Annotated in this window: 19 protein-coding genes and 2 pseudogenes; 6 read left to right on the top strand and 15 right to left on the bottom strand. The window is 43.8% G+C overall.

Annotated features, from left to right (window positions below):
- On the bottom strand, nucleotides 1–594 hold the full coding sequence (locus OIT45_RS12050) for a hypothetical protein (protein ID WP_056973441.1): 594 nt from the start codon (nucleotides 592–594) through the stop codon (nucleotides 1–3).
- 184 nt (nucleotides 595–778) lie between these two features.
- Between OIT45_RS12050 and OIT45_RS12055 the strand changes: the two genes are divergently transcribed.
- From OIT45_RS12055 to OIT45_RS12065, 3 genes are all read left to right on the top strand, one after another.
- Nucleotides 779–991, top strand: coding sequence for a DNA-directed RNA polymerase subunit epsilon (locus OIT45_RS12055; RefSeq protein WP_003609333.1), 213 nt, complete (start codon nucleotides 779–781; stop codon nucleotides 989–991).
- Between the two features lie 3 nt (nucleotides 992–994).
- On the top strand, nucleotides 995–2674 hold the full coding sequence (rnjA, locus tag OIT45_RS12060) for a ribonuclease J1 (protein ID WP_199404678.1): 1680 nt from the start codon (nucleotides 995–997) through the stop codon (nucleotides 2672–2674).
- Nucleotides 2675–2973: 299 nt separating this feature from the next.
- Nucleotides 2974–3756, top strand: coding sequence for a hypothetical protein (locus OIT45_RS12065; protein WP_199404679.1), 783 nt, complete (start codon nucleotides 2974–2976; stop codon nucleotides 3754–3756).
- 60 nt (nucleotides 3757–3816) lie between these two features.
- Here the strand turns inward: OIT45_RS12065 and OIT45_RS12070 are convergent, their stop codons facing one another.
- The 8 genes from OIT45_RS12070 to OIT45_RS12105 all read right to left on the bottom strand — a co-directional run bounded on the left by OIT45_RS12070 (nucleotide 3817) and on the right by OIT45_RS12105 (nucleotide 12632).
- Entirely contained in the window at nucleotides 3817–4353 is a 537-nt protein-coding gene (locus tag OIT45_RS12070; protein WP_087044465.1) for a flavodoxin domain-containing protein, read from the bottom strand.
- Nucleotides 4354–4466: 113 nt separating this feature from the next.
- Nucleotides 4467–5156, bottom strand: coding sequence for a YjjG family noncanonical pyrimidine nucleotidase (locus OIT45_RS12075; RefSeq protein WP_087044463.1), 690 nt, complete (start codon nucleotides 5154–5156; stop codon nucleotides 4467–4469).
- Between the two features lie 81 nt (nucleotides 5157–5237).
- On the bottom strand, nucleotides 5238–6194 hold the full coding sequence (locus tag OIT45_RS12080; RefSeq protein WP_242458294.1) for a diacylglycerol/lipid kinase family protein: 957 nt from the start codon (nucleotides 6192–6194) through the stop codon (nucleotides 5238–5240).
- A gap of 134 nt (nucleotides 6195–6328) precedes the next feature.
- Nucleotides 6329–6853, bottom strand: coding sequence for a peptide-methionine (S)-S-oxide reductase MsrA (gene msrA / locus OIT45_RS12085; RefSeq protein ID WP_003609324.1), 525 nt, complete (start codon nucleotides 6851–6853; stop codon nucleotides 6329–6331).
- A 27-nt stretch (nucleotides 6854–6880) separates the two neighbouring features.
- A complete protein-coding gene (locus tag OIT45_RS12090; protein WP_199404680.1) occupies nucleotides 6881–7723 on the bottom strand; it encodes a MetQ/NlpA family ABC transporter substrate-binding protein in 843 nt (280 codons plus the stop codon).
- Between the two features lie 412 nt (nucleotides 7724–8135).
- Nucleotides 8136–9473, bottom strand: a complete 1338-nt coding sequence (locus tag OIT45_RS12095) for an FAD-dependent oxidoreductase (protein WP_135485610.1) — start codon at nucleotides 9471–9473, stop codon at nucleotides 8136–8138.
- Between the two features lie 255 nt (nucleotides 9474–9728).
- Nucleotides 9729–11450: an ABC transporter permease/substrate binding protein gene (locus tag OIT45_RS12100; RefSeq protein ID WP_199404681.1), complete on the bottom strand. Its 1722-nt coding sequence runs from the start codon at nucleotides 11448–11450 to the stop codon at nucleotides 9729–9731.
- A gap of 3 nt (nucleotides 11451–11453) precedes the next feature.
- Entirely contained in the window at nucleotides 11454–12632 is a 1179-nt protein-coding gene (locus tag OIT45_RS12105) for a quaternary amine ABC transporter ATP-binding protein (protein ID WP_199404682.1), read from the bottom strand.
- A 251-nt stretch (nucleotides 12633–12883) separates the two neighbouring features.
- Here OIT45_RS12105 and OIT45_RS12110 point away from each other — a divergent pair, with 251 nt between their 5' ends.
- A complete protein-coding gene (locus OIT45_RS12110; protein ID WP_087044455.1) occupies nucleotides 12884–13504 on the top strand; it encodes a TrkA C-terminal domain-containing protein in 621 nt (206 codons plus the stop codon).
- 41 nt (nucleotides 13505–13545) lie between these two features.
- On the opposite strand, the gene OIT45_RS12115 is transcribed toward OIT45_RS12110, so the two are convergent.
- The 5 genes and pseudogenes from OIT45_RS12115 to OIT45_RS12130 form a co-directional block, all read right to left on the bottom strand.
- Complete coding sequence (locus tag OIT45_RS12115) at nucleotides 13546–14406, bottom strand: IS3 family transposase (protein ID WP_264329911.1); 861 nt, start codon at nucleotides 14404–14406, stop codon at nucleotides 13546–13548.
- Between the two features lie 8 nt (nucleotides 14407–14414).
- Entirely contained in the window at nucleotides 14415–14552 is a 138-nt protein-coding gene (locus OIT45_RS12120; protein WP_003610940.1) for a hypothetical protein, read from the bottom strand.
- A 66-nt stretch (nucleotides 14553–14618) separates the two neighbouring features.
- A pseudogene (locus OIT45_RS12665) lies at nucleotides 14619–14786 on the bottom strand (helix-turn-helix domain-containing protein); the annotation flags it as partial.
- On the bottom strand, nucleotides 14774–14899 hold the full coding sequence (locus OIT45_RS12125) for a hypothetical protein (RefSeq protein ID WP_264329923.1): 126 nt from the start codon (nucleotides 14897–14899) through the stop codon (nucleotides 14774–14776). The pseudogene OIT45_RS12665 and the gene OIT45_RS12125, both read right to left, overlap by 13 nt.
- A gap of 90 nt (nucleotides 14900–14989) precedes the next feature.
- Nucleotides 14990–15915, bottom strand: a pseudogene (locus OIT45_RS12130) (manganese-dependent inorganic pyrophosphatase).
- 167 nt (nucleotides 15916–16082) lie between these two features.
- Here OIT45_RS12130 and OIT45_RS12135 point away from each other — a divergent pair.
- Both OIT45_RS12135 and OIT45_RS12140 read left to right on the top strand, forming a co-directional pair.
- Nucleotides 16083–16589, top strand: coding sequence for a helix-turn-helix domain-containing protein (locus tag OIT45_RS12135; protein ID WP_264330309.1), 507 nt, complete (start codon nucleotides 16083–16085; stop codon nucleotides 16587–16589).
- Nucleotides 16590–16624: 35 nt separating this feature from the next.
- Complete coding sequence (locus OIT45_RS12140; protein WP_264330341.1) at nucleotides 16625–17440, top strand: IS3 family transposase; 816 nt, start codon at nucleotides 16625–16627, stop codon at nucleotides 17438–17440.
- A gap of 65 nt (nucleotides 17441–17505) precedes the next feature.
- On the opposite strand, the gene parC is transcribed toward OIT45_RS12140, so the two are convergent.
- Nucleotides 17506–19962, bottom strand: coding sequence for a DNA topoisomerase IV subunit A (parC, locus tag OIT45_RS12145; RefSeq protein ID WP_264340103.1), 2457 nt, complete (start codon nucleotides 19960–19962; stop codon nucleotides 17506–17508).
- Nucleotides 19963–19966: the final 4 nt, after the last annotated feature.

The following is a 19966-nucleotide window of genomic DNA, read 5'->3' on the forward strand; positions in this document are numbered from 1 at the left end:
TTACTTACCTCGTGAGTCACGGTAGGCCGTAATGATGCGTGAAAGTTTGTGTGCAATAAACTCGCTTTGCTTACTATCCTTTTCAGCTGGCGATGTCACTCGCAATGAACGGAATGTCGCTGATAATAGAACAAAGTCATGGTAAAGACGATCCGTTGACGTTGCACGTTCAGGCAAATCCGTATATTGCGCGGCTAATGAAAAATCATTGTAGTTGCGCACGAAATCTTCTAATGATGTCACCAGCACAAAATGACCAGCTTGACGCTTAGTCAATTCAACTGCTGACAAACCAGCAATCATCGCTTGGAGTTCTGCTTCGTATGCAGATGAGATGCCCGTTGTTAAGGTGGCAACCTGTTCAGCTGGTTCATCAACAGCCAACGTTACATAACCAGCGATACCGCGATTCAAATTAACGTCCCATAGCCCGCCAACGTAAATATACGTTGCCAAATCGGCTGGTAGCGTGGCTTTCAAACTGTTGGCCAAAGCAACTTCTTCAGGCGTCGTTGTTGGCACATATGCGCGTTTGAATTTTCCTTTAACACCACGCACATTGTCTTTTAATCGTTGCCAGATGCTTTTTGTCATCACTGCAAACCTCCGTTTCATTAACTTAAGTGTAACCGAAATACGCCAAAAAAACGACTGGTTGCTTATCGACGTCATATCTCATACATCCGGTGTGAATATGGTATTTAATCCGCATTTCTGATAAACTTACATATAAGATTGTTCGGTACAAGACAGTAATTAAAAAGGAGATTAACCGATTATGATTTTTAAGGTTTACTACCAACCTACTATGAAGCAAAACCCAAAGCGTGAAAACACGCAATCACTTTACATTGACGCTGTTGATCAACCAGCTGCTCGTTTGGCTGTTGAAACAAACACGGACTACAACGTTGAGTTGATTGAGCAATTGTCAGAAAAGGCTTTGGCTTACGAGCAACAAAGCCCAAACTTTAAGTTGACGGAGTTCTAATCTATGGTAATGAATCTGGATGTACGTCCAGACGAGACAGCCGTATACGCATTGGGTGGACTTGGGGAGATTGGTAAGAACACGTACGGTATTCAATATGGTGATGAAATCATCGTTGTTGATGCTGGTGTTAAGTTCCCTGAAGACGAATTGCTAGGAATTGACTATGTTATTCCTGACTATACCTACCTAAAGGAAAACCGCGACAAGATTAAGGCTTTGGTTATCACCCACGGTCACGAAGACCACATTGGTGCTATCCACTTCTTCTTGAACGCAGTTAACGTTCCTGTATATGGCGGACCTCTCGCCTTGGCATTGATTAAGAACAAGTTGGATGAACACGGCTTGTTAAACAGTACCGAACTTCACGAAATCGATGAAGATACTGTTCTTAAGTTTGACAACATGAGTGTTGAGTTCTTCCGCACAACTCACTCAATCCCTGATACGTTTGGTGTGGCTGTTCACACCCCTTCAGGTACAATCGTCGAAACAGGTGACTTTAAGTTCGACCTGACACCAACGACTAAGCAGCCACCTAACCTACAAAAGATGGCACGCATCGGTTCTGAAGGTGTTTTGCTATTGATGTCTGACTCAACAAACGCTGAACGAGATGAATTTTCAAAGTCAGAGCGTTGGGTTGGTAAGACGATTGATAAGTTGTTTGATGAAATTGATGGTCGCATTATTTTCGCCACGTTCGCCTCAAACATGTCACGTGTGCAAATGGCAACTGAAGCTGCCCTTGCCCACGGTCGTAAGATTGCTGTCTTCGGTCGTTCAATGGAAAGTGCCGTTACCAACGGTTTGGCACTTGGCTACTTGAACATTCCAAAGGAGATGTTGGTTGATGCACACGAAATCAACCGCCTCCCACCTAACGAAGTGTTGATTTTGTCAACGGGTTCTCAAGGTGAACCGATGGCCGCTCTTGCCCGTATCGCCAATGGTACGCACAAGCAAATTTCAATCCAACCGGATGACACTGTTATCTTCTCAAGTTCACCAATTCCTGGAAACACACAATCTGTTAACCGCGTGATTAACGAACTTGAAGAAGCTGGCGCAAACGTTATCTATGGTAAGGTGAACAACATTCACACTTCTGGTCACGGTGGCCAAGAAGAGCAAAAGTTGATGTTGTCATTGATCAAGCCAAAGTACTTCATGCCTGTGCACGGTGAATACCGTATGCTTAAGGTGCACGAAGGTTTGGCGCACGATGTTGGTGTTCCTAAGGACAACACATTCGTACTTGATAACGGTGACGTTCTTGCTTTGACGGCTGACTCAGCTCGTTTGGCTGACCACTTCCCTGCTGAAGACACTTATGTTGACGGTAACGGAATTGGGGATGTCGGTTCCGCAGTTTTGCGTGACCGTCAAATGTTGTCACAAGATGGTTTAGTTGTCGTTGTTGCAACAATCGATTTGAAGAATCAAGAAATTACGGCCGGTCCTGATATCTTGTCACGTGGATTTATTTACATGCGTGAATCTGAAGAGTTGATCAACGAAGGTCGCAAGGAAATTTTCCATGCTATCTTGACAGCAATGCGCGAATCAAACGCAAGTGAGCACAGCATTCGTAACGCAGTTGTATCTCAACTACAACGCTTCTTGTATGACAAGACGAAGCGCCGCCCACTTATCTTGCCAATGTTTATTTTGATTTAACATCATACTAGTAGAAATACTGATAAAGAGACTAAAAGTTCCCAGCCTTGTGGTTGGGAACTTTTTTCATGTGTTCAGTTAATCAAATGTACTTCAAGACACTATGTATCAGCCTTCGAAAAAGATGCCCCCTTTTTTCTGATAACTATTTCAACGATAAATGAAAAATGTATTGGTTTGTGCATTTGAATTACATGATACTATACATTTATAATAATTAATTTACTGACTTAAATGCCTTTTGTAATGGTTAATAACGTCCAGACAGGATTGACGAAAAAAGCTTGAGGAGTAGGTTTATGTATAAACGTCTAACTAAATTTTGGAGCTTAATGCTATTAAGCATCATTTTAGGAATTGGTTCAGTGGTATCTTCGCCGTTATCAGCTAATAATTCAAGTACGCATACCAACACACAACAGTATGAGAAAAAGTTTAAAAAGCTACATCTTAAAAACAAAAACGTTAAACAAATCAAAAAAACGCTGAAGAAAAATCCGACCTTTAAAAAAGCCACTATCAAAGTAACCGACTCAAAAACTAATCTATTGCCTTCGGTCGCTTCGCTTCATGTGAACTCGGCAAAAGTATCAACTGAAAAATTCAAACTAGATAAACAAGGCAAACTAAAAGTCATTTACCTGGTAACCAAAATTTCACCCGCTAAAGTCAAATTAGCTGTTGTCGCTTCGGAATCTGCCGAAAGTTCTTCAAAACAGGCAGCAGCGGAGAGTTCGTCTCGCTATGCCGCTAGTCAGTCTGCCTCTATTGCTGCTTCGGAATCAGAGGCTGCTTCCATTTCCGCTTCAGTTGCTTACAGTCAATCTATTGTTGAGAGCCAATCTATTTCTGAGAGTCAAGCCGTTGCTCAAAGTCAGCAACAAGCCGCACAAAATGCGACCGTTACAACTTCTGTTCAATCGCCATCTACAGGAAACAATGGTGGTGGTGTGCAGACAGGAAGCCATTGGGAAATCGAAGATGGTTATGATTGGTCAACAAGACGTGGGCACAGTCACATTAAGCAACCCGGTGAACCTCTTGATCCCGGCTATCATTGGCAAGCTTATGCCGGTGGTTAAACTTGTATAAATTTAAAACGCCTTTGGAATTCGCTAGAATGAGTTCCCAAAGGCGTTTTTTTAGTTCTTCTGTAAGTTTTCCAACAAATGTTCGATTGGCGTCATGTCGGTCATATCAGTTTGACGTGATTCAACCATTTCTACTAATCGTTGTTCCGTTGGTGTACGCTCACCCATGGCCTTACGCTTTTCAAAAGCGTACATCACCTTGAGCAACATTTTATCCGATGTTGAGACCTTATCGATATCGATCTTACCACCTAGCAGTGAAACACTCGCACGTGGCATGTAATCGTGAACTTGGTCTTCCAAGAATTGGATTGTTTCCTTATCTTCCGGATCTGTCATCCCCACAACGAAGACCCGTTCAACAATATCTGGATCGAAGACATGCGCAATTTCTGGCAAGCCTGCCACCGTACGTCGGTAAATTGGCGCAAACACATAAACCTTTTCAATCCCCGGCTCAGCGGCCAGTGCTGGACATTTATGATAGTCGCACACCGGTAAATCCAACGCCGTCGCAAAATCCTTGGCATATGCTTCGGTCGTTCCATATTTTGATGCATAAATAACAACTGCATTCGTCTTTGACATAACGATATCCCCCTACCCTTATTTTACTTAAGTGTACCGCTGACATTTGACTTCCATATGCGACAAAAAAGAAAAGCATCAGCTTATTTTTTGTCGTTGTTGTTCGTATTTAATTATTTGCTCACAATTTGCATAATTGTTGGCAACTCATTTACTTCATAAGTTGCTTGATATGGCGTTTCATTTACTTGTTGATGAAGATTTACCCAAAGCGTGTCCAAATTGTAACGATTACCACCTTGGATGTCCGAAGCCAAACCATCGCCAATCATGATTGACTCTTCGCGGTCCATATCTTGCCGGTGACCAAAAATCGCATCGAAAAATTCAGTTGATGGCTTTGCGTGACCGATTGCATCAGAAATGAAGACATCATCAAAATAGCGCCCAAAGCCGGTATGTTCCAGACGTAATTCTTGTGTGCGTTGCTCACCATTCGTACCAGCAATTAATTTGTACCCTTGGTTAACGAGATTCTTCAACAAATCTTCTGCACCATCCAGCACAAAATAGTTTTCATTCAGATACTGACGATATTCTTTTTCAAGCGCAATACCATCCACGGCACGGTCAAATGCTTCAAATAGCTTACCAAAGCGCGTGTTATGAATTTGATCTTTATTGATTTCACCGCGCTCATAGGCAGCCCAAAGTCCACGGTTAATGGTTTGGTAGGTTGCGAAGGCTTCATCAACTTGGTTTTCTAGACCATGATCTCGAAAAATGTTCATCAATCCCACTTGCTCGCCCTTTCGGAAATCTAGCAATGTGTCATCCAAGTCGAAAATTAGGTGCTTATACATGTTTTGCCTCGCTTCTACTAGTTATTTAAACTCAGTATACCAAAAAAGCATCAGTACAAGACCAATGCTTTAGAAAAAATATTATAGCCAAAATGGATACGGACGCGTTGTCACCATCAAATCATAGGCACGCGAACCAAGTTCTTCACCATCTGCATGCCCAAATTCTAAACGTGATGTCCGGACACGAATTGACGCTGCGGTAAAGCGATGCACTTCTGAATAGTTGTAATGACGGCCACGTACTAATTGAACCAGCAACCACAAAATTTTCATGAAAAATTGTGGGCGCTCGATCATGATCAAGTCAATTTTACCGTCAGTTGGATCTGCGTCTGGCATAATTTTCACACCGCCACCGAAATACGGGTGATTAGAAACCGTCAACAAGTACCCGCGTGGCGTGTAAAACTTACGACCGTTGGCAATTATTTCAACAGGAAAACGATCCTGTCGTGACAAAGCTTCAATCAACGCGACACCATAGGTTGCTTTACCGAGCTTCAATTTATTGAGGATATTTTTAATGCGTGAATTATTGGCAATTTCAACCGTCGTCGCATCAAATCCAATCCCAACATTATTCAGGAAGAAACGACGTTCACGTTTAACGGCATCCATGTATTCGCCAATATCAATTGATTTTGGCTCACTAGCATCAACTTTTGCCAAAATCGTTTGCATCATTTCTACAGGGGTCCCTGTGATACCGTGAGCACGTGCAAAATCGTTTCCTGATCCCGCTGGAATATAAGCCAATGGGATACTTCTTTTTGTATCAAAAGCAAGCAAGCCGTTGATAACTTCATTTAGCGATCCGTCACCACCGACAACAACCAATTGTCGATCAGCCGAATCTTCATATTTGGCATATTGATATGCCCATTTACGCAATTCTCCTGGAGCTGTTGATAGACGGCTATCAAATGCCACTCCGGTACTTTTCAAGAATTGCTCAACCTCTCCCCAGACAACCATGGATTTTCCAGAACGCGCTGCCGGATTGACAAAAAATGTGTAATGCATCTTTTTTGCCATCTCTCTTTCTTTTTGTCATTAATTAGTATACAAAAATAAATACACCTCGTCAGCCTAAATAGTGTACCGGTCACAAAATGGTCGATTTTTATGCATATAAAAAACCAGAACCATTACAGTTCTGGTTACAATCGTTATTTAACGCCCCAGTATGTTTCCTTGTAGGCGTCACGCGCTTGTTTTTCTTCTGCGTAAACATCGGCATGTTTCTTATAGAAGTCTTGGTGATATTCCTCAGCTTCCCAGAAAGTCGTTGCCTCTTCAATCGTTGTGACAATAGCATCATCCCCAAAAATACCTGATGCCTGCAGTTGTGCTTTCGATGCTTCAGCAACTGCCCGTTGTTCATCTGAATTAACGAAAATTACTGGTCGATAATTGTCACCACGGTCTTGGAATTGTCCCATCGCATCTGTTGGATCCGCAGTTTGCCAGTACAGCGCGACCAGGTCATCATAGGACACCACTTCATCATCAAACCAAATTTTGACTGCCTCAGTATGCCCAGTTTCATGGGCTTTAACTTCTTCGTATGTTGGATTGTCTTTAAACCCACCCGTATAACCCGACCGGACCAGCTTGATGCCCGGTAAAGTTTCAAATGGTTGCACCATGCACCAAAAACATCCGCCAGCGAAAATTGCTGTTTGTTCTGCCATAATAAATCCCCCCTAATTTTTAATGCATTACTTCAACTTGATGTCCCAAGCAGCAATTTCAGCTGAACCATATAGTTGCTTCATGTGCTTCTTAGTTGATTCAGTTTGGTAAGCCTTTACAACTTGCTTGTAAATCTTCTTGTTTTGCGATCCCTTACGTGCTGCAATAATGTTGATGTAGCCCTTGTTAGCCTTGTTAACTGGCTCGACGTACAACGCCTTGTCGATGTCCAACTTAGCATCCAGCGCATAGTTAGTGTTCACAACCGCAGCGTCAGCACTCTTCAAAGCAGACGCTGCTTGATCAGATGCGACTTCTTTAATCTTGAAATCTTTCTTGTTCTCAGTAATATCCTGTGCGCTTGGCAACTTCACGTCGTGGTTGTACTTAATCAAACCGGCTGCTTCAAGCACATCCAATGCGCGCTTTTCGTTTGAAGGGTCGTTTGGTACGACGATTGTACCGCCCTTTGGCAAATCAGCCAAAGTCTTGTGGTTATCTGAATAAATGCGAATTGGTGTCACATAGGTCTTGCCGACGCTTACCAACTTACCCTTAAAATTCTTGTTCTGGACATCGAAGTAATTAATTGTTTGGAAGGCATTCAAATCGATCGACTTGTCGACCAATGCTTGGTTTGGCTTGATATAGTCCGTGAACAACTTTAGCTTAATATCAATGCCGTACTTCTTGGCTGCATCTTTTTTAACGTATTCCCACAATTGACGGTCAGAGTCACCCACCAAACCAACCGTTACCGTCTTTTCCTTTGAAGCTGCAGACACATCATGTGGTTGATTAGCAAATACCGCCAATCCCGCTACTGCAACAACCGTTCCCAATACAACCTGCTTCTTTGAAATTCCCATTTTCATATCCTCCATAAACCTCAGCTTTAGACAAAAAAAGCCCGTTTCTATACATCACCCTAAAATAGGGCGAGATATAGAAACGGACTTACCGTGATACCATTCTACCTTCATCATGCCAGTCACCCGACATGAACTCACAACGTGCAGACAGGGAGCGAGATGATGCTGTGTCGATACGCGTGTCTGGTAACGGAGACCAATCCGTGTGGTATTTACAGACTTGCTGCTCATGCCACCCAATCACAGGCCATTTTCATCATCAATTCGCACGTACCGTCACACCGACCCGATACTCTCTAGGCTTTGAATCAATCATTACTTTCCTGATCACTTTGTTTTTAACTGTCGTTTTTTCTTTATGAGCATTATATTAGCGTTTTCTCATTTTGATGTCAACGCTTTTTTAGAATTAATTTTCATTAACCGCTTTCAACGCAGTCGCACCAACGAAATTAACCGGTTGCGTGAAGTTTGGTTGGAAGAAGAAATCGGCCATCGCCAGGTCATCAATCGTCATTTTGTTTTGAATAGCTAGTGACACAACGTTCGCCGCCTGAGAAATGTCATGTTCTGACATAAAGGCCGCTCCTAGTACACGGCGTGTCGCCTTATCCCACGTCAGCGTTGATAAGACCTTAGTTGTTGAAAGCATGAAATCAGGTCGGTAATCTTCCTCATAAACGGTTTCTTCTACTTCAATGCCACGCGCTGCCGCACTCGCTTTATTCAAGCCCGTCCCCGCCATTGCAAAGCCGTAAAGTTCAACTGCCGACGTACCTTGTGTCCCTGTGTACGCCAAGTTATGACCGTCAATATTACGGGCAACTAACATACCTTGGCGAATGGCATTGGTTGCTAATGGAATGTAATCGACTGCCTCGGTTGGGTTATAGAAGACCGTCGTGGCATCCCCAGCTGCATATACATCAGGCACACTCGTTTCCATATATTCGTTGGTCTTAATGGCGCCGTTTGGCAACATCTCAACTTGACCTTGGAACAAATCCGTATTCGGCAGGAACCCGATACCAAGCACAGCGATATCAGCTTCGTACGCGCCCTTGTCCGTCACAACCCGGATGCCACCATCTGGCAACTCTTCAAACGCCGCCACGCGTTGCCCCAATGCCAACGTTACACCGTGTTCAACAAACGCCGCTTCAAGACGGTCTGTCATAACCGGACTAAAGTTTTTCGGCAACACACGGTCAAGACCATCAACCAATGTCACTTCCTTACCGGTCACTGAGAATTGTTCCGCAATTTCAGCACCAATGTAGCCAGCACCGATAACAACAACGCGCTTCAAACCGTCAGCAACGTCTTTAATGCGGTTAGCATCTTCCCATGACTTCGCGTAATAAACACGATCACTGTGAATACCTGGAATATTTGGTACTAAAGGCTTTGATCCCGTCGTAATCACAATCTTGTCAAACGTCTCAGTTGTGATTTCATCCGTCACCAGATTCTTCGCACGAATTTGCTTGATATTCAAATCAGCTTCAACCACTTGGTGTTGCATCTTCATCGTAATGCCTTGGGCCGTCATTGACTCTGGTGATTCATAAAACATACGTTGCTCGTCTGACACGTGGTTTCCTAGCCAAAGTGCGATACCACAAGACAAAAATGAAACCGTCGTATGTTGCTCATAAACCGTAATATCTGCATCTGGGTGCAGCTTCTTGATTTGCGTGGCAGAAAACGTGCCTGCGTGTGTACTACCGATAATTGCAATTTTCATGTTATGATTCCCCTTATTTTGCTTTCCCTTGTGCATTTGCAAACCAGCCATTAAACAATAACTTCACAATAGGTCGCGACCCCGTTGTTTCGCAAAAGAAACACCCACATGTTCCTTTTAACAGCTTATTATTGTCCGATAATTAGGTATTGCACAAACTAATAGTAACAAACTTCACAAAATAGTCAAACCTTTTTCGAAAAAGAAATTCAAAAAACGTCCGAGATTTCTCTCGGACGCTCTTATTAATGCTATTTACTTAAACCAGCTATCAACCTGCTTTTGGTGAGCAGCGATCCAATCCTTGGCTGCTTCTTGCGGTGACTTACCGTTTTGGATGGCTAACATGACTGACTCCATGTCTTGCTCATCCCACTTAAACTTATCTAACACCCGGTAGGCCTTTGGCTTATCCGCCTTAAGGCCCTTACGCGTGAACGTATTGATTGATTCTGACTTACCAAATGACCCCTTCGGATCAGACAAGTACTTCAAATCATACTTTTGGAACATCCAGTGCGGTGTCCAACCCGTCACGACGATATCTTGCTTAGCCTTAATCGCCTTACCAAGTGCCACAGTCATGGCACCTGATGATGACGGCGTTAGCTTCCAGCCATTGTTGGTCAAACCATAGTCAGCCATCGCCTTTTCAGCGGCGTTGGTAACACCCGCACCAGGCTCGATACCTGTTACCGTCTTATTGGCTTGTGTCGTTAAATCACTAATGCTATCAACATCCATGTACGCTGGCACAACCAAACCAGTTTTAGCACCGGTCAAGTTTGGGCCTAGCATGTCAATTTGTGACTTGTATTTCTTATATTGTGCAGCGTGCGTATTAGGCAACCAAGCAGACACTGATGCATCCGCTTGACCATTAGCAACTGACTGCCACATGATTGAATTATCAAGTGGCGTCAAATTAACGCTATAACCGTGTTGACGCATTGCTTCAGCCAACACGTTACTTGATGCAACTTCTGAGTCCCATTGCACATACACCAAGTTCAATGTATCTTCAGCCTTCTTACCATTGGCAAAGGTGTTCACAACACCTGAACCGACCATCGCCACAGCGACTACAATCGCCGTCCACATCTTCCAGTGGTGCTTTGAGGTTGGTTGCTTGTCAGCCGGCTTGACGTTCAATTTTTGCGTGAAGCGATCAATGATGATGGCCAAGATAACCAAGGCCAATCCATTCACGAATCCCTTACCAACATCCGCGTTTTGTACGGCCGACAAGACACCACGACCAAGTCCTGGCGCACCAATCATTGACGCAATCACAACCATTGACAAGGCCAACATAATCGTTTGGTTCACACCGGCCAAAATCGTATTTGTTGCCAATGGTAATTCAAGCTTAAACAGCTTTTGCTTAGGCGTTGATCCATAAGAATCTGCCGCTTCAACCAAATCCTTTGGCACTTGGCGAATACCCAAGTTAGACATTCGAACAGTTGGTGGTAACGCAAAAATCACGGAAGCGAAAACACCAGGCACCACCCCGATACCAAAGAAAGCAACCGCTGGAATCAAATAAACGAAACCAGGCATGGTTTGCATAAAGTCCAAAACCGGTTGAACAATCTTAGCAACCGTTTCCTTCTTGGCCATCCAGATACCTAAGGGCACACCAATAATGATTGAGACCAAACTAGACACCAAGACCAACGTAAAGGTGCTCATCAAATCTGACCACAAATTTTGGTTGGCAATCAGGAGCAAGCCTAAGAAGGTAAACAACGGGAAGCCCCATTTCTTGCCACACACTAGTATGGCAAATACTGTCAAGCCGATGATAACCATCCAGCTTGGCATAGCCGTTAAGCCGTTAGTAATGCCGTTCATCAAGTGAGTACCACCATCCTGAATGACATTAAAGAACCCACTCAAAGTGGTTGTTAACCAATTTACGGCTGACTCAACCCAATTCGCAATTGGTAATTTACTTATTAACACTGTATTCATCGGTTATTGCACCTCCGTTTCAGACAACGCTTCTAGGACACGACCACGAATGATAACGCCCAGCAAACGCCCGTTGTCAACCACTGCCAGTGGTGTCGGTGCGTCATAAATCAATGGCATGATGTCGGCGACCAACATATCACGGGCAACCGTTGGCATTTCAGTCATCACATCACGCAACCCGATGTTTTTGCGACGAGCACGTAAAGCATCTTCACTGCTAATGAACCCCTGGAATTGGCGACGACGATCGACGGCAACCAACCCACTCACCTCTTCGGTACGCATCTTCTTTAAGGCCACTGCCGGACCATCAACGTCAATATTAGTGGTAATCGGTGGAATCATAATACGTTCTGCCGTTAGCACCTTTGAACGGTCGACATCTTCGATAAACGCACGGACATAATCGTTAGCCGGTGCCGTCAAAATTTCCTCTCCAGTACCGACTTGTTGAATTTGCCCATCCTTCATAATGGCAATACGATCACCAATACGTAGGGCCTCGTTCAAGTCGTGGGAAATAAAGATAATTGTTTGACTAGCATTCGCTTGCAAATCCAACAATTCATCTTGCATATCACGACGAATCAACGGGTCAAGTGCTGAGAAAGCCTCATCCATCAATAAGATTTCAGGGTTATTCGCCAACGCACGGGCCAAGCCGACACGTTGCTGCATCCCACCTGACAATTGATTTGGATATTGGTCCTTAAACGCCAATAAATTGGCATTATCGAGCGCCTTTTCAGCACGTTCGCGACGTTCTTCCTTTGGCACACCTTGCACCTCAAGACCATACTCCGTGTTCTCTAGAATTGTACGGTGTGGGAACAAGCCGAAACTCTGAAAGACCATACTCATTTTCTTGCGTCGCACTTCCAACAATTGTTCCTTTGACATTGTTGAGATGTCTTCACCATCAATCTTAATTGACCCTGACGTGGGCTCAATTAGACGATTCAACAATCGAATAAGCGTTGACTTACCCGATCCTGATAATCCCATGATGACAAAAATTTCTCCTTCTTCGATGGACAAGTTCGCGTCATAGACCCCAACTGTCGCACCCGTCTTTTTCAAGATTTCTGTTTTAGACGCTTGTTGCTGAACCATTTGCAAGGCTGGCTTAACGCGTTTTCCAAAAATCTTGGTAAGATGTTCAATTTCCACCTTAGCCATATCTTCATATTCCTCCTACTTGATCGAATTTCTCTCACTTTCGATAAGTGACAACCCTATTTTAAACACGAAGTTGTCACTTGCGTCAAATTTGTTTATGTAGACCAGCGTGTACCAAAAACGGGACACGCCCCAATTTGATAGGCTTACAAGTAGGTCTACCAATTATTTATGTCAGGCTCTGATTAACGTATTATTAGTGAATATGATATGCTTATCTTAATTACGTATTCTAGATTTGGAGGGATATCATGGCCGGACTAAAGCAGCCTCGCTATCGGGTGATTGCATTACGCATCGCTGAACAAATTAGCGCTAACCAACTCAAGGTCGGTGAAAAAATTCACGCCCGTTCAACTTTGGCCACGACATATGGTGTGTCATCAGAAACAGCCCGGCGTGCCATTAGTGTGCTTGGTGATCTGGGCATCGTTGAAACCATGCATGGCAGTGGCGCTAAGGTTGTTTCCCGCCAGAAGGCCCAAAAGTTCGTCGAGAGCGAAACAGAGGTTAATGGGTTACAAGACCTGCAAATCTCTCTTACAGAGCAAATTAAGGCCCAACAAGCCGGTTTAGATGCCTTGAGTAAAGATTTACAGCACTTTGTTGATCAATCACAGCACTATCAGCAGCACAACCCGTTAACCCCCTTTGAATTAGAGCTAACCGAGCCGTCAGTTTTATTCGATAAGTCTTTGAGTGAACTGAATTTTTGGCACCAAACCGGCACCACTTTGGTTGGTATCGCCCACGAAGAGAAGTTAGTTATCTCTCCTGGCCCTTACGCCAAAATTCATCAAGGCGACACGTTGTATTTTGTTGGGGATGAAAACAGCGTGCAGAACGTCTATAACTTCTTTTACAGCAATTAAAAAGACGAGCATGAACTGAACCCCAAAAATTGGAGTGAAGTTTAAGCGGCTAACTGGTCGGAAAGATTTCGGTATTGAACCGGAGTTCTTCCGGCCAGTTTTGTTTTTATCCGCTTATTGTTGTAGTAATAGACATAGTTAGTTATGGCGGACTTTAATTCGTCATAACTTTGATAGTGGTTGTTATGTACCGTTCCTACCTTCAAGATGTGGAAGATACTCTCAGCCATTGCGTTATCTAGGCATGTCGCTTTGCGACTCATGCTTTGGAACACACGGTTAGTCTTTAGCCGTGATACATACTCATAATTTTGATATTGGAAACCTTGGTCAGAGTGAATTGTCATTCGATAATTCAATTCTGGCCTATTTTGTAGAAGCTCATCTAATGGCTTTGTGACGAACTCGACAGTTGGATGAATATCGATATTCCAAGTGAGAATCTCACCACTATAAACATCAATATAGGCGGTGAAATAAGCACGTTCAGCCATCGTGCCTGATCCCCAACGGACTTCAGTGACGTCGGTGAGAACCTTCTGATATGGTCGATCCGTTGTGAACCGACGGTTTACACGATTCGGTGAGATATGTCCGACAGTGCCGGCGTAAGAATTGTACTTCCGTGTCAGACGGTTGAAAGCAGTACAGAGAAGCCCGTTCATCTTCATAATTTTCAGCACAACCTTATGGTTGGTGTTGAAGCCACGATTACGAAGCTCTTGTGTGACACGACGGTAACCGTAGTCCGGGTTGTCATCACGAATTGATATAATCTCATCAATTAACTCACGTGGATACTCCTTGTACGCACGCTTGCACGCGTCATGATAACTACTGCTAGACATCTCGGCTACTTGAAGAAGCAGCTTCAACTTGCACTTCAACTCTTGCCTTAGCACAGTGATTACTACCGCTTTGTCTTGGTTTGTAATTTCTTCTTTTCCTGAGCTAAGGCCTCGAGTTTTTCCAAGTAGGCTACCTTAATTCGAAGTAGTTCATTCTCTTCTTCGAGCTTCTTGATCTTGTCATGTTCTTGCTTATTCATAGTTCGTTTCCGCCTTCGTTTATCAGGTTTTAGCCGACCAGACTCCAACGCACGTTCCCACTGCCAAATCAACGAAGGGCTAGTCACCCTGAACTTTCTCGCTGCTACAGGATAAGACGCGTGATGTGTAAGTCGCCAATTAATTACCTTGATTTTAAAGGAATACGGATAACTTGTCTGCTTTCTATGGGAATCTTTAATTCCATATACTCCGTCACGTTTTATGGAGTCCACCCAATTCCAAGCGTTGATGATCCCTTAATTCCGAATTTCTTGCGTATTTCAACAGTCGGTACACCTTTGAGGTACAGAGAAACTGCTTCTATTTGAATTTCTTTTGAAAACATACAAAAACCCCATGAGTTAGATTTGCTCCAACTCATGGGGTTCAGTTCAGCAAGAACTAAATTCTTGCTCGTCTTTTGTTTTACTATTAATTATGCGTTGAACGCGTCAGTAAGTGGTGGAACCACTTGCTTCTTACGTGAAACAACACCTGGCAATGAAGCACGGCCATCAGCCAGCTTCACGTCAAAGGCTGCTTCAACCTTGTCCAAGTTGTCACCCAAGACCAAGATATCTGAATCTGAATCCAAGATGTTCGTTACAACAAAGACAAACGTGTTGTAGCCTTCTTCAGCCAATTCAGCTTCCATTGCGGCAACAACTTCATCACGACGTGAGAAGACATCTTCAACGTCAACCGTGTTAACTTGACCGATGCGAACCGTTGAACCATTCAATTCGAATGACTTTGCGTCGCCGTCGATCAATTCCTTAGCTGAACGTGATGACAAGTCAGTACCGGCCTTCAACATTTCCAAACCGTATGCTTCGTAGTCTTCCAAACCAGCAATCTTTGCCAAAGCTTCCAAAGCAGGCTTGTCCATTGGCGTCGTCGTTGGGCTCTTCAACAACAAAGTGTCAGAGATGATAGCTGATGCCATCATACCAGCGATTTCTGCAGGAATTTCAACTTAAGCGTTTGGAATTCGTAGTACAAAACAGTTGCTACAGAACCCCAAGGCTTGTTAAGGAAGTACAAAGGTGCAGCTGATGAGAAGTTAATCTTGTGGTGATCGTATACACCGTAAACAGTTACGTCAGCAATGTTAGCAACTGATTGTGCGGCCTCGTTGTGGTCAACCAAGACAACTTCTTCAGTGTCAGCTGACTCGATTACGCGAGGAGCGTCAACCTTGAAGTAGTTCAATGCGAATTGCGTTTCTGCGTTAGGCGTACCCAAAGCCACTGCTTCAGTGTCTTGGTTGTATGCCTTGTTCAACAAGTATGACGCAGCGAATGCTGAAGCAATCGTGTCTGTGTCAGGGTTTTGGTGTCCGAAAACCAACATCTTAGCCATCAGATAAATCTCCAATTTCTTTTTGTTATTTCAATGTATTAACTATACAACATTTTTAAGGTGTAGGCACGTAAATTGGTAAAAAAGTATTGGTTATATCAAAAAAACACACCGTCAGCACAGTGTGGTGTACCCCGAAAGTTAAAGTAACTTTCGGGGTTTTCTTTATGACTAAAATCTCAAAACAAACAAAATTTAAAGCTATCCAGGAATATTTTCTAGGAGTCGACAGCAAAAGGTCGATAGCGAGACGTTATGGTCTGGACTCAACGGCATTTTTAGTCCTCATTGCAGCCTACGAAACACATGGGCCAGATGTGTTGTTCAATCCGCCAAAAGTTACTACGGAATTTAGAATTGCATTGGCTTCTTGGGCAATCAAAAATAACGCTTCATATACTGAAATAGCGGCTAAGTTCGGTTATACCGGCACTGCACAAATGCGTGCATGGAAAGAAATTTATTCCAAACTAGGCCCAAATGGGTTATTGTCTATTCAAAAAGGACGAAAACCTGAGATGCCAAACAAGAAGCCTAAGTCAGTCAAAAAATTAACAGAGCAAGAAAATCGACTTTCTCAACTCGAAGATGAAGTTCTTCGACTAAAGATTGAAAATGAAGCGTTAAAATTATTAGCCTCGATTCAGCAACGAACCGACAACTCGCAGAAGTAGTTTGCCGACTCGAGGCACAATTTAAACTAGTAGATATACTAAAGGTTCTTCCAATCGCAGAAAGTACAGTGCATTACTGGAAACGAAAGTTTCAAAAGGACGATTCCGATGAGCCACTTAGAGTGGCCATCAGGACAATTTGGGAAGCTGATAATCACTATGGTGTGCGTCGAGTGTATTTAGAGTTGCGGAAGCAGCCTGAGTTCGCAGAGGTAAATCACAAGAAAGTTCAACGGCTGATGCATGAGATGGGATTAAAAGGCGTTGGATATAACAAACAATCGCGCAAGTATGATTCATCTAAGGGGCCTGAAGGAAAGCGCGTGAAGAATAAGATTCACCGTCGTTTCAAGACCGATCGACCATTACAAAAACTATCTAGCGATGTTACGGAATTCAAAATTCCGGCCACCGGAGAAAAAGTTTATTTAGAGCCAATTCTTGAAATGTACAATAACGAAATTCTTACACATTCAATTAGCACCCGTCCAAATCTTGAATTTACCTTACAACCACTTAATCAGCTCGTAGAGCAACTGCCAGAACTTACTTATCGAACAACCATTCACACCGATCAAGGCTGGCAATATCGTCACAGAGTATGGCGTAAGAAACTAAAGCAAAACCGCATCATCCAAAGCATGTCGCGTCGTGCGACCGCTCTAGACAATGCGGTTATGGAAAGTTTCTTTAATAAGTTGAAAGTCGAAATCGGCCCATTGAACAATTATTCTTCAGCAAAAGAGTTGATTGATGCAATTAACAATTGGATACTGTATTACAACAACACACGAATTCAAGCAAAATTAAACGGCCACTCACCGGTAGAATACCGACAAATGGCCGCTTAATCAGCTAAAATATTTTACTCTAACTTTTTGGGTACACCGCACAGTGCTAACAGTGTGTTTAATGATTAATTCAAAACCAATGGTTGCACATAAGCGTGCATGCGAACTGGCGTACCAGCTGCTTCGACATCAATGATAAAGCTACCATTACTGTAACGTTGTCCCATTGGGTGATCCTTTGGTGAAATATCGAATTGCTTATCACGATCCGTCATCACCGTTAATGGTGTTGGTTCATGTACATCAACAACCATCATCGCTGCAATGCGATGTGGATCCTTCTTCAACTCACGCATAATCGCAACACCCTTGCGACCGCGACTGGTTGCTGAAATTTCAGTAACCGGCATCCACTTGAATGCACCGCGGTTTGAAACAACCGCAATCGCTTGCTTATCAGTTGCAACGGCCATCTTAACCACACGATCACCCGCTTCAAGGTTCATTGCCTTAACACCAGCCGTACGATTACCAGTCGTTGGCACTTCGTCGAGTGAGTAACGTAGTCCCATGGCATTTTCTGAAGCCAACACAACCGACTTGCCCACTAGCTTCTTATCGTCAATCAATTCCAAGCCGACAACGGTTGCGTCGTCACTCTTCAACTTGATTAACATGGTTGCCTTCTTCTTGTACGTGCTACGTGGCGCCAAATCAGCGAACGGCGTACGCTTAATCAAACCATCGCTTGTTGCCACGACCCATTCACCAGCCATGTTATCAACAGATGACATAATGCGCACATCAATCACAACTTCATCATTGGCCAAGCCAGTAATTGTTTGTGACAAGTGCTCACCAGCGTCCTTCCACTTAAATTCTGGCAACTCGTGGACTGGACGATAAATCACATTACCCTTGTTCGTGAAGATAAACGCATGTTGTAGCGTATTAACCTTTTCAACAAAGACTGGTTCGTCATCATCACGCAAACCGTTTTCATCACCAGATGCCGTGTAAGAACGCACTGAGGCACGCTTCACGTAACCAGCACGTGAAACCAACATCACAACGTCTTCATCAGCAACCGTAACAGTTTGGTCAATCTTAAGCTCTTGTACTTCAGCCTCAATTGACGTGCGGCGTGGCGTGTTGTATTCCTTCTTGATTGCTTGCAATTCAGCCTTCAAGACCTTACGCAACGCCTTAGGGTCTGACAAAATTTCGTTGTAGTTCGCAATCTTGTTAGCCAAGTCTTCAAACTCAGCTTGCAATTGCGTCACGTCAGTATTCGTCAAACGGTACAATTGCAACATCACAATGGCTTCAGCTTGAGGCTCAGTGAAGTCATAGCTATCGATCAAGTTTTGCTTAGCGTCCTTACGATCCTTAGAACCGCGAATTGTGGCAATCACTTCATCTAAGATTGAAAGGGCCTTAATCAAACCAGTCACAATGTGTTGGCGATCTTGCGCTTTCTTCAAATCGAATTGGGTACGCTTCGTAATAATTTCAACTTGGTGCTCCAAGAAGGCTTCCAAGGCCGTCTTCAAGCCAACACGCTCAGGGCGTTGGTTGTGAATGGCAACCATGTTGAAGTTATACGTCACTTGCAAGTCTGTCTTCTTGAACAAGTAAGCCAAAATACCTGCATTAGCATCCTTGTTCAACTCGATAGCAATTGACAAACCTTCACGGTCAGATTCATCACGCACTTCAGTGATACCGGCCACATCCTTGTTCAAACGGATTTCATCAATCTTCTTGACCAAGGCAGCCTTGTTCACTTCGTACGGAATCTCTGAAATCTCAATTTGAGACTTGCCACCCTTCAATGGCTTAATTTCGGTCTTTGAACGCACAATAATGCGACCACGACCGTTTTCATAAGCTGATCGAATACCATCAGCACCTTGGATAATACCACCCGTTGGGAAATCAGGTCCCACAACGAATTGCATCAAATCATCCAAAGACGCCTTAGGGTGCGCGAGCAAGTAAACCAAAGCATCGATTACTTCACCCAAGTTGTGCGGTGGAATATCCGTCGCATAACCGGCTGAGATTCCCGTTGCCCCGTTTACCAGCAGATTTGGGAAGTGAGCTGGCAAAACAGTTGGCTCGTACTCCGTATCATCGAAGTTAAGTACCATCTCAACCGTGTCTTTTTCCAAATCGCGTAGCATTTCACCGGCAAGCTTTGACAAACGTGCCTCGGTGTAACGCATTGCGGCAGGCGGATCATTATCAATTGATCCATTGTTTCCGTGCATTTCAATTAGTGGTGCACGCAACTTCCAGTCTTGTGACATACGCACAAGAGCCTCATAAATTGATGAGTCACCGTGCGGGTGGAAATTACCCATGACGTTTCCGACAGACTTAGCAGACTTACGGAACTGCTTGTCATAGGTATTTCCATCTTTGTTCATCGCATACAAAATACGACGTTGTACGGGCTTCAAACCGTCACGGATGTCAGGCAAAGCACGTTCTTGAATGATGTACTTTGAGTAGCGACCAAATCGGTCACCCATCACCGCTTCTAGGCTGAGCTCTTGAATGTTTCCTACTTCAACCATTCAG

Origin of the sequence: Weissella sp. LMG 11983, from assembly GCF_025908495.1 — a bacterium.
GTDB classification, from domain to species: Bacteria; Bacillota; Bacilli; order Lactobacillales; family Lactobacillaceae; genus Weissella; species Weissella fermenti.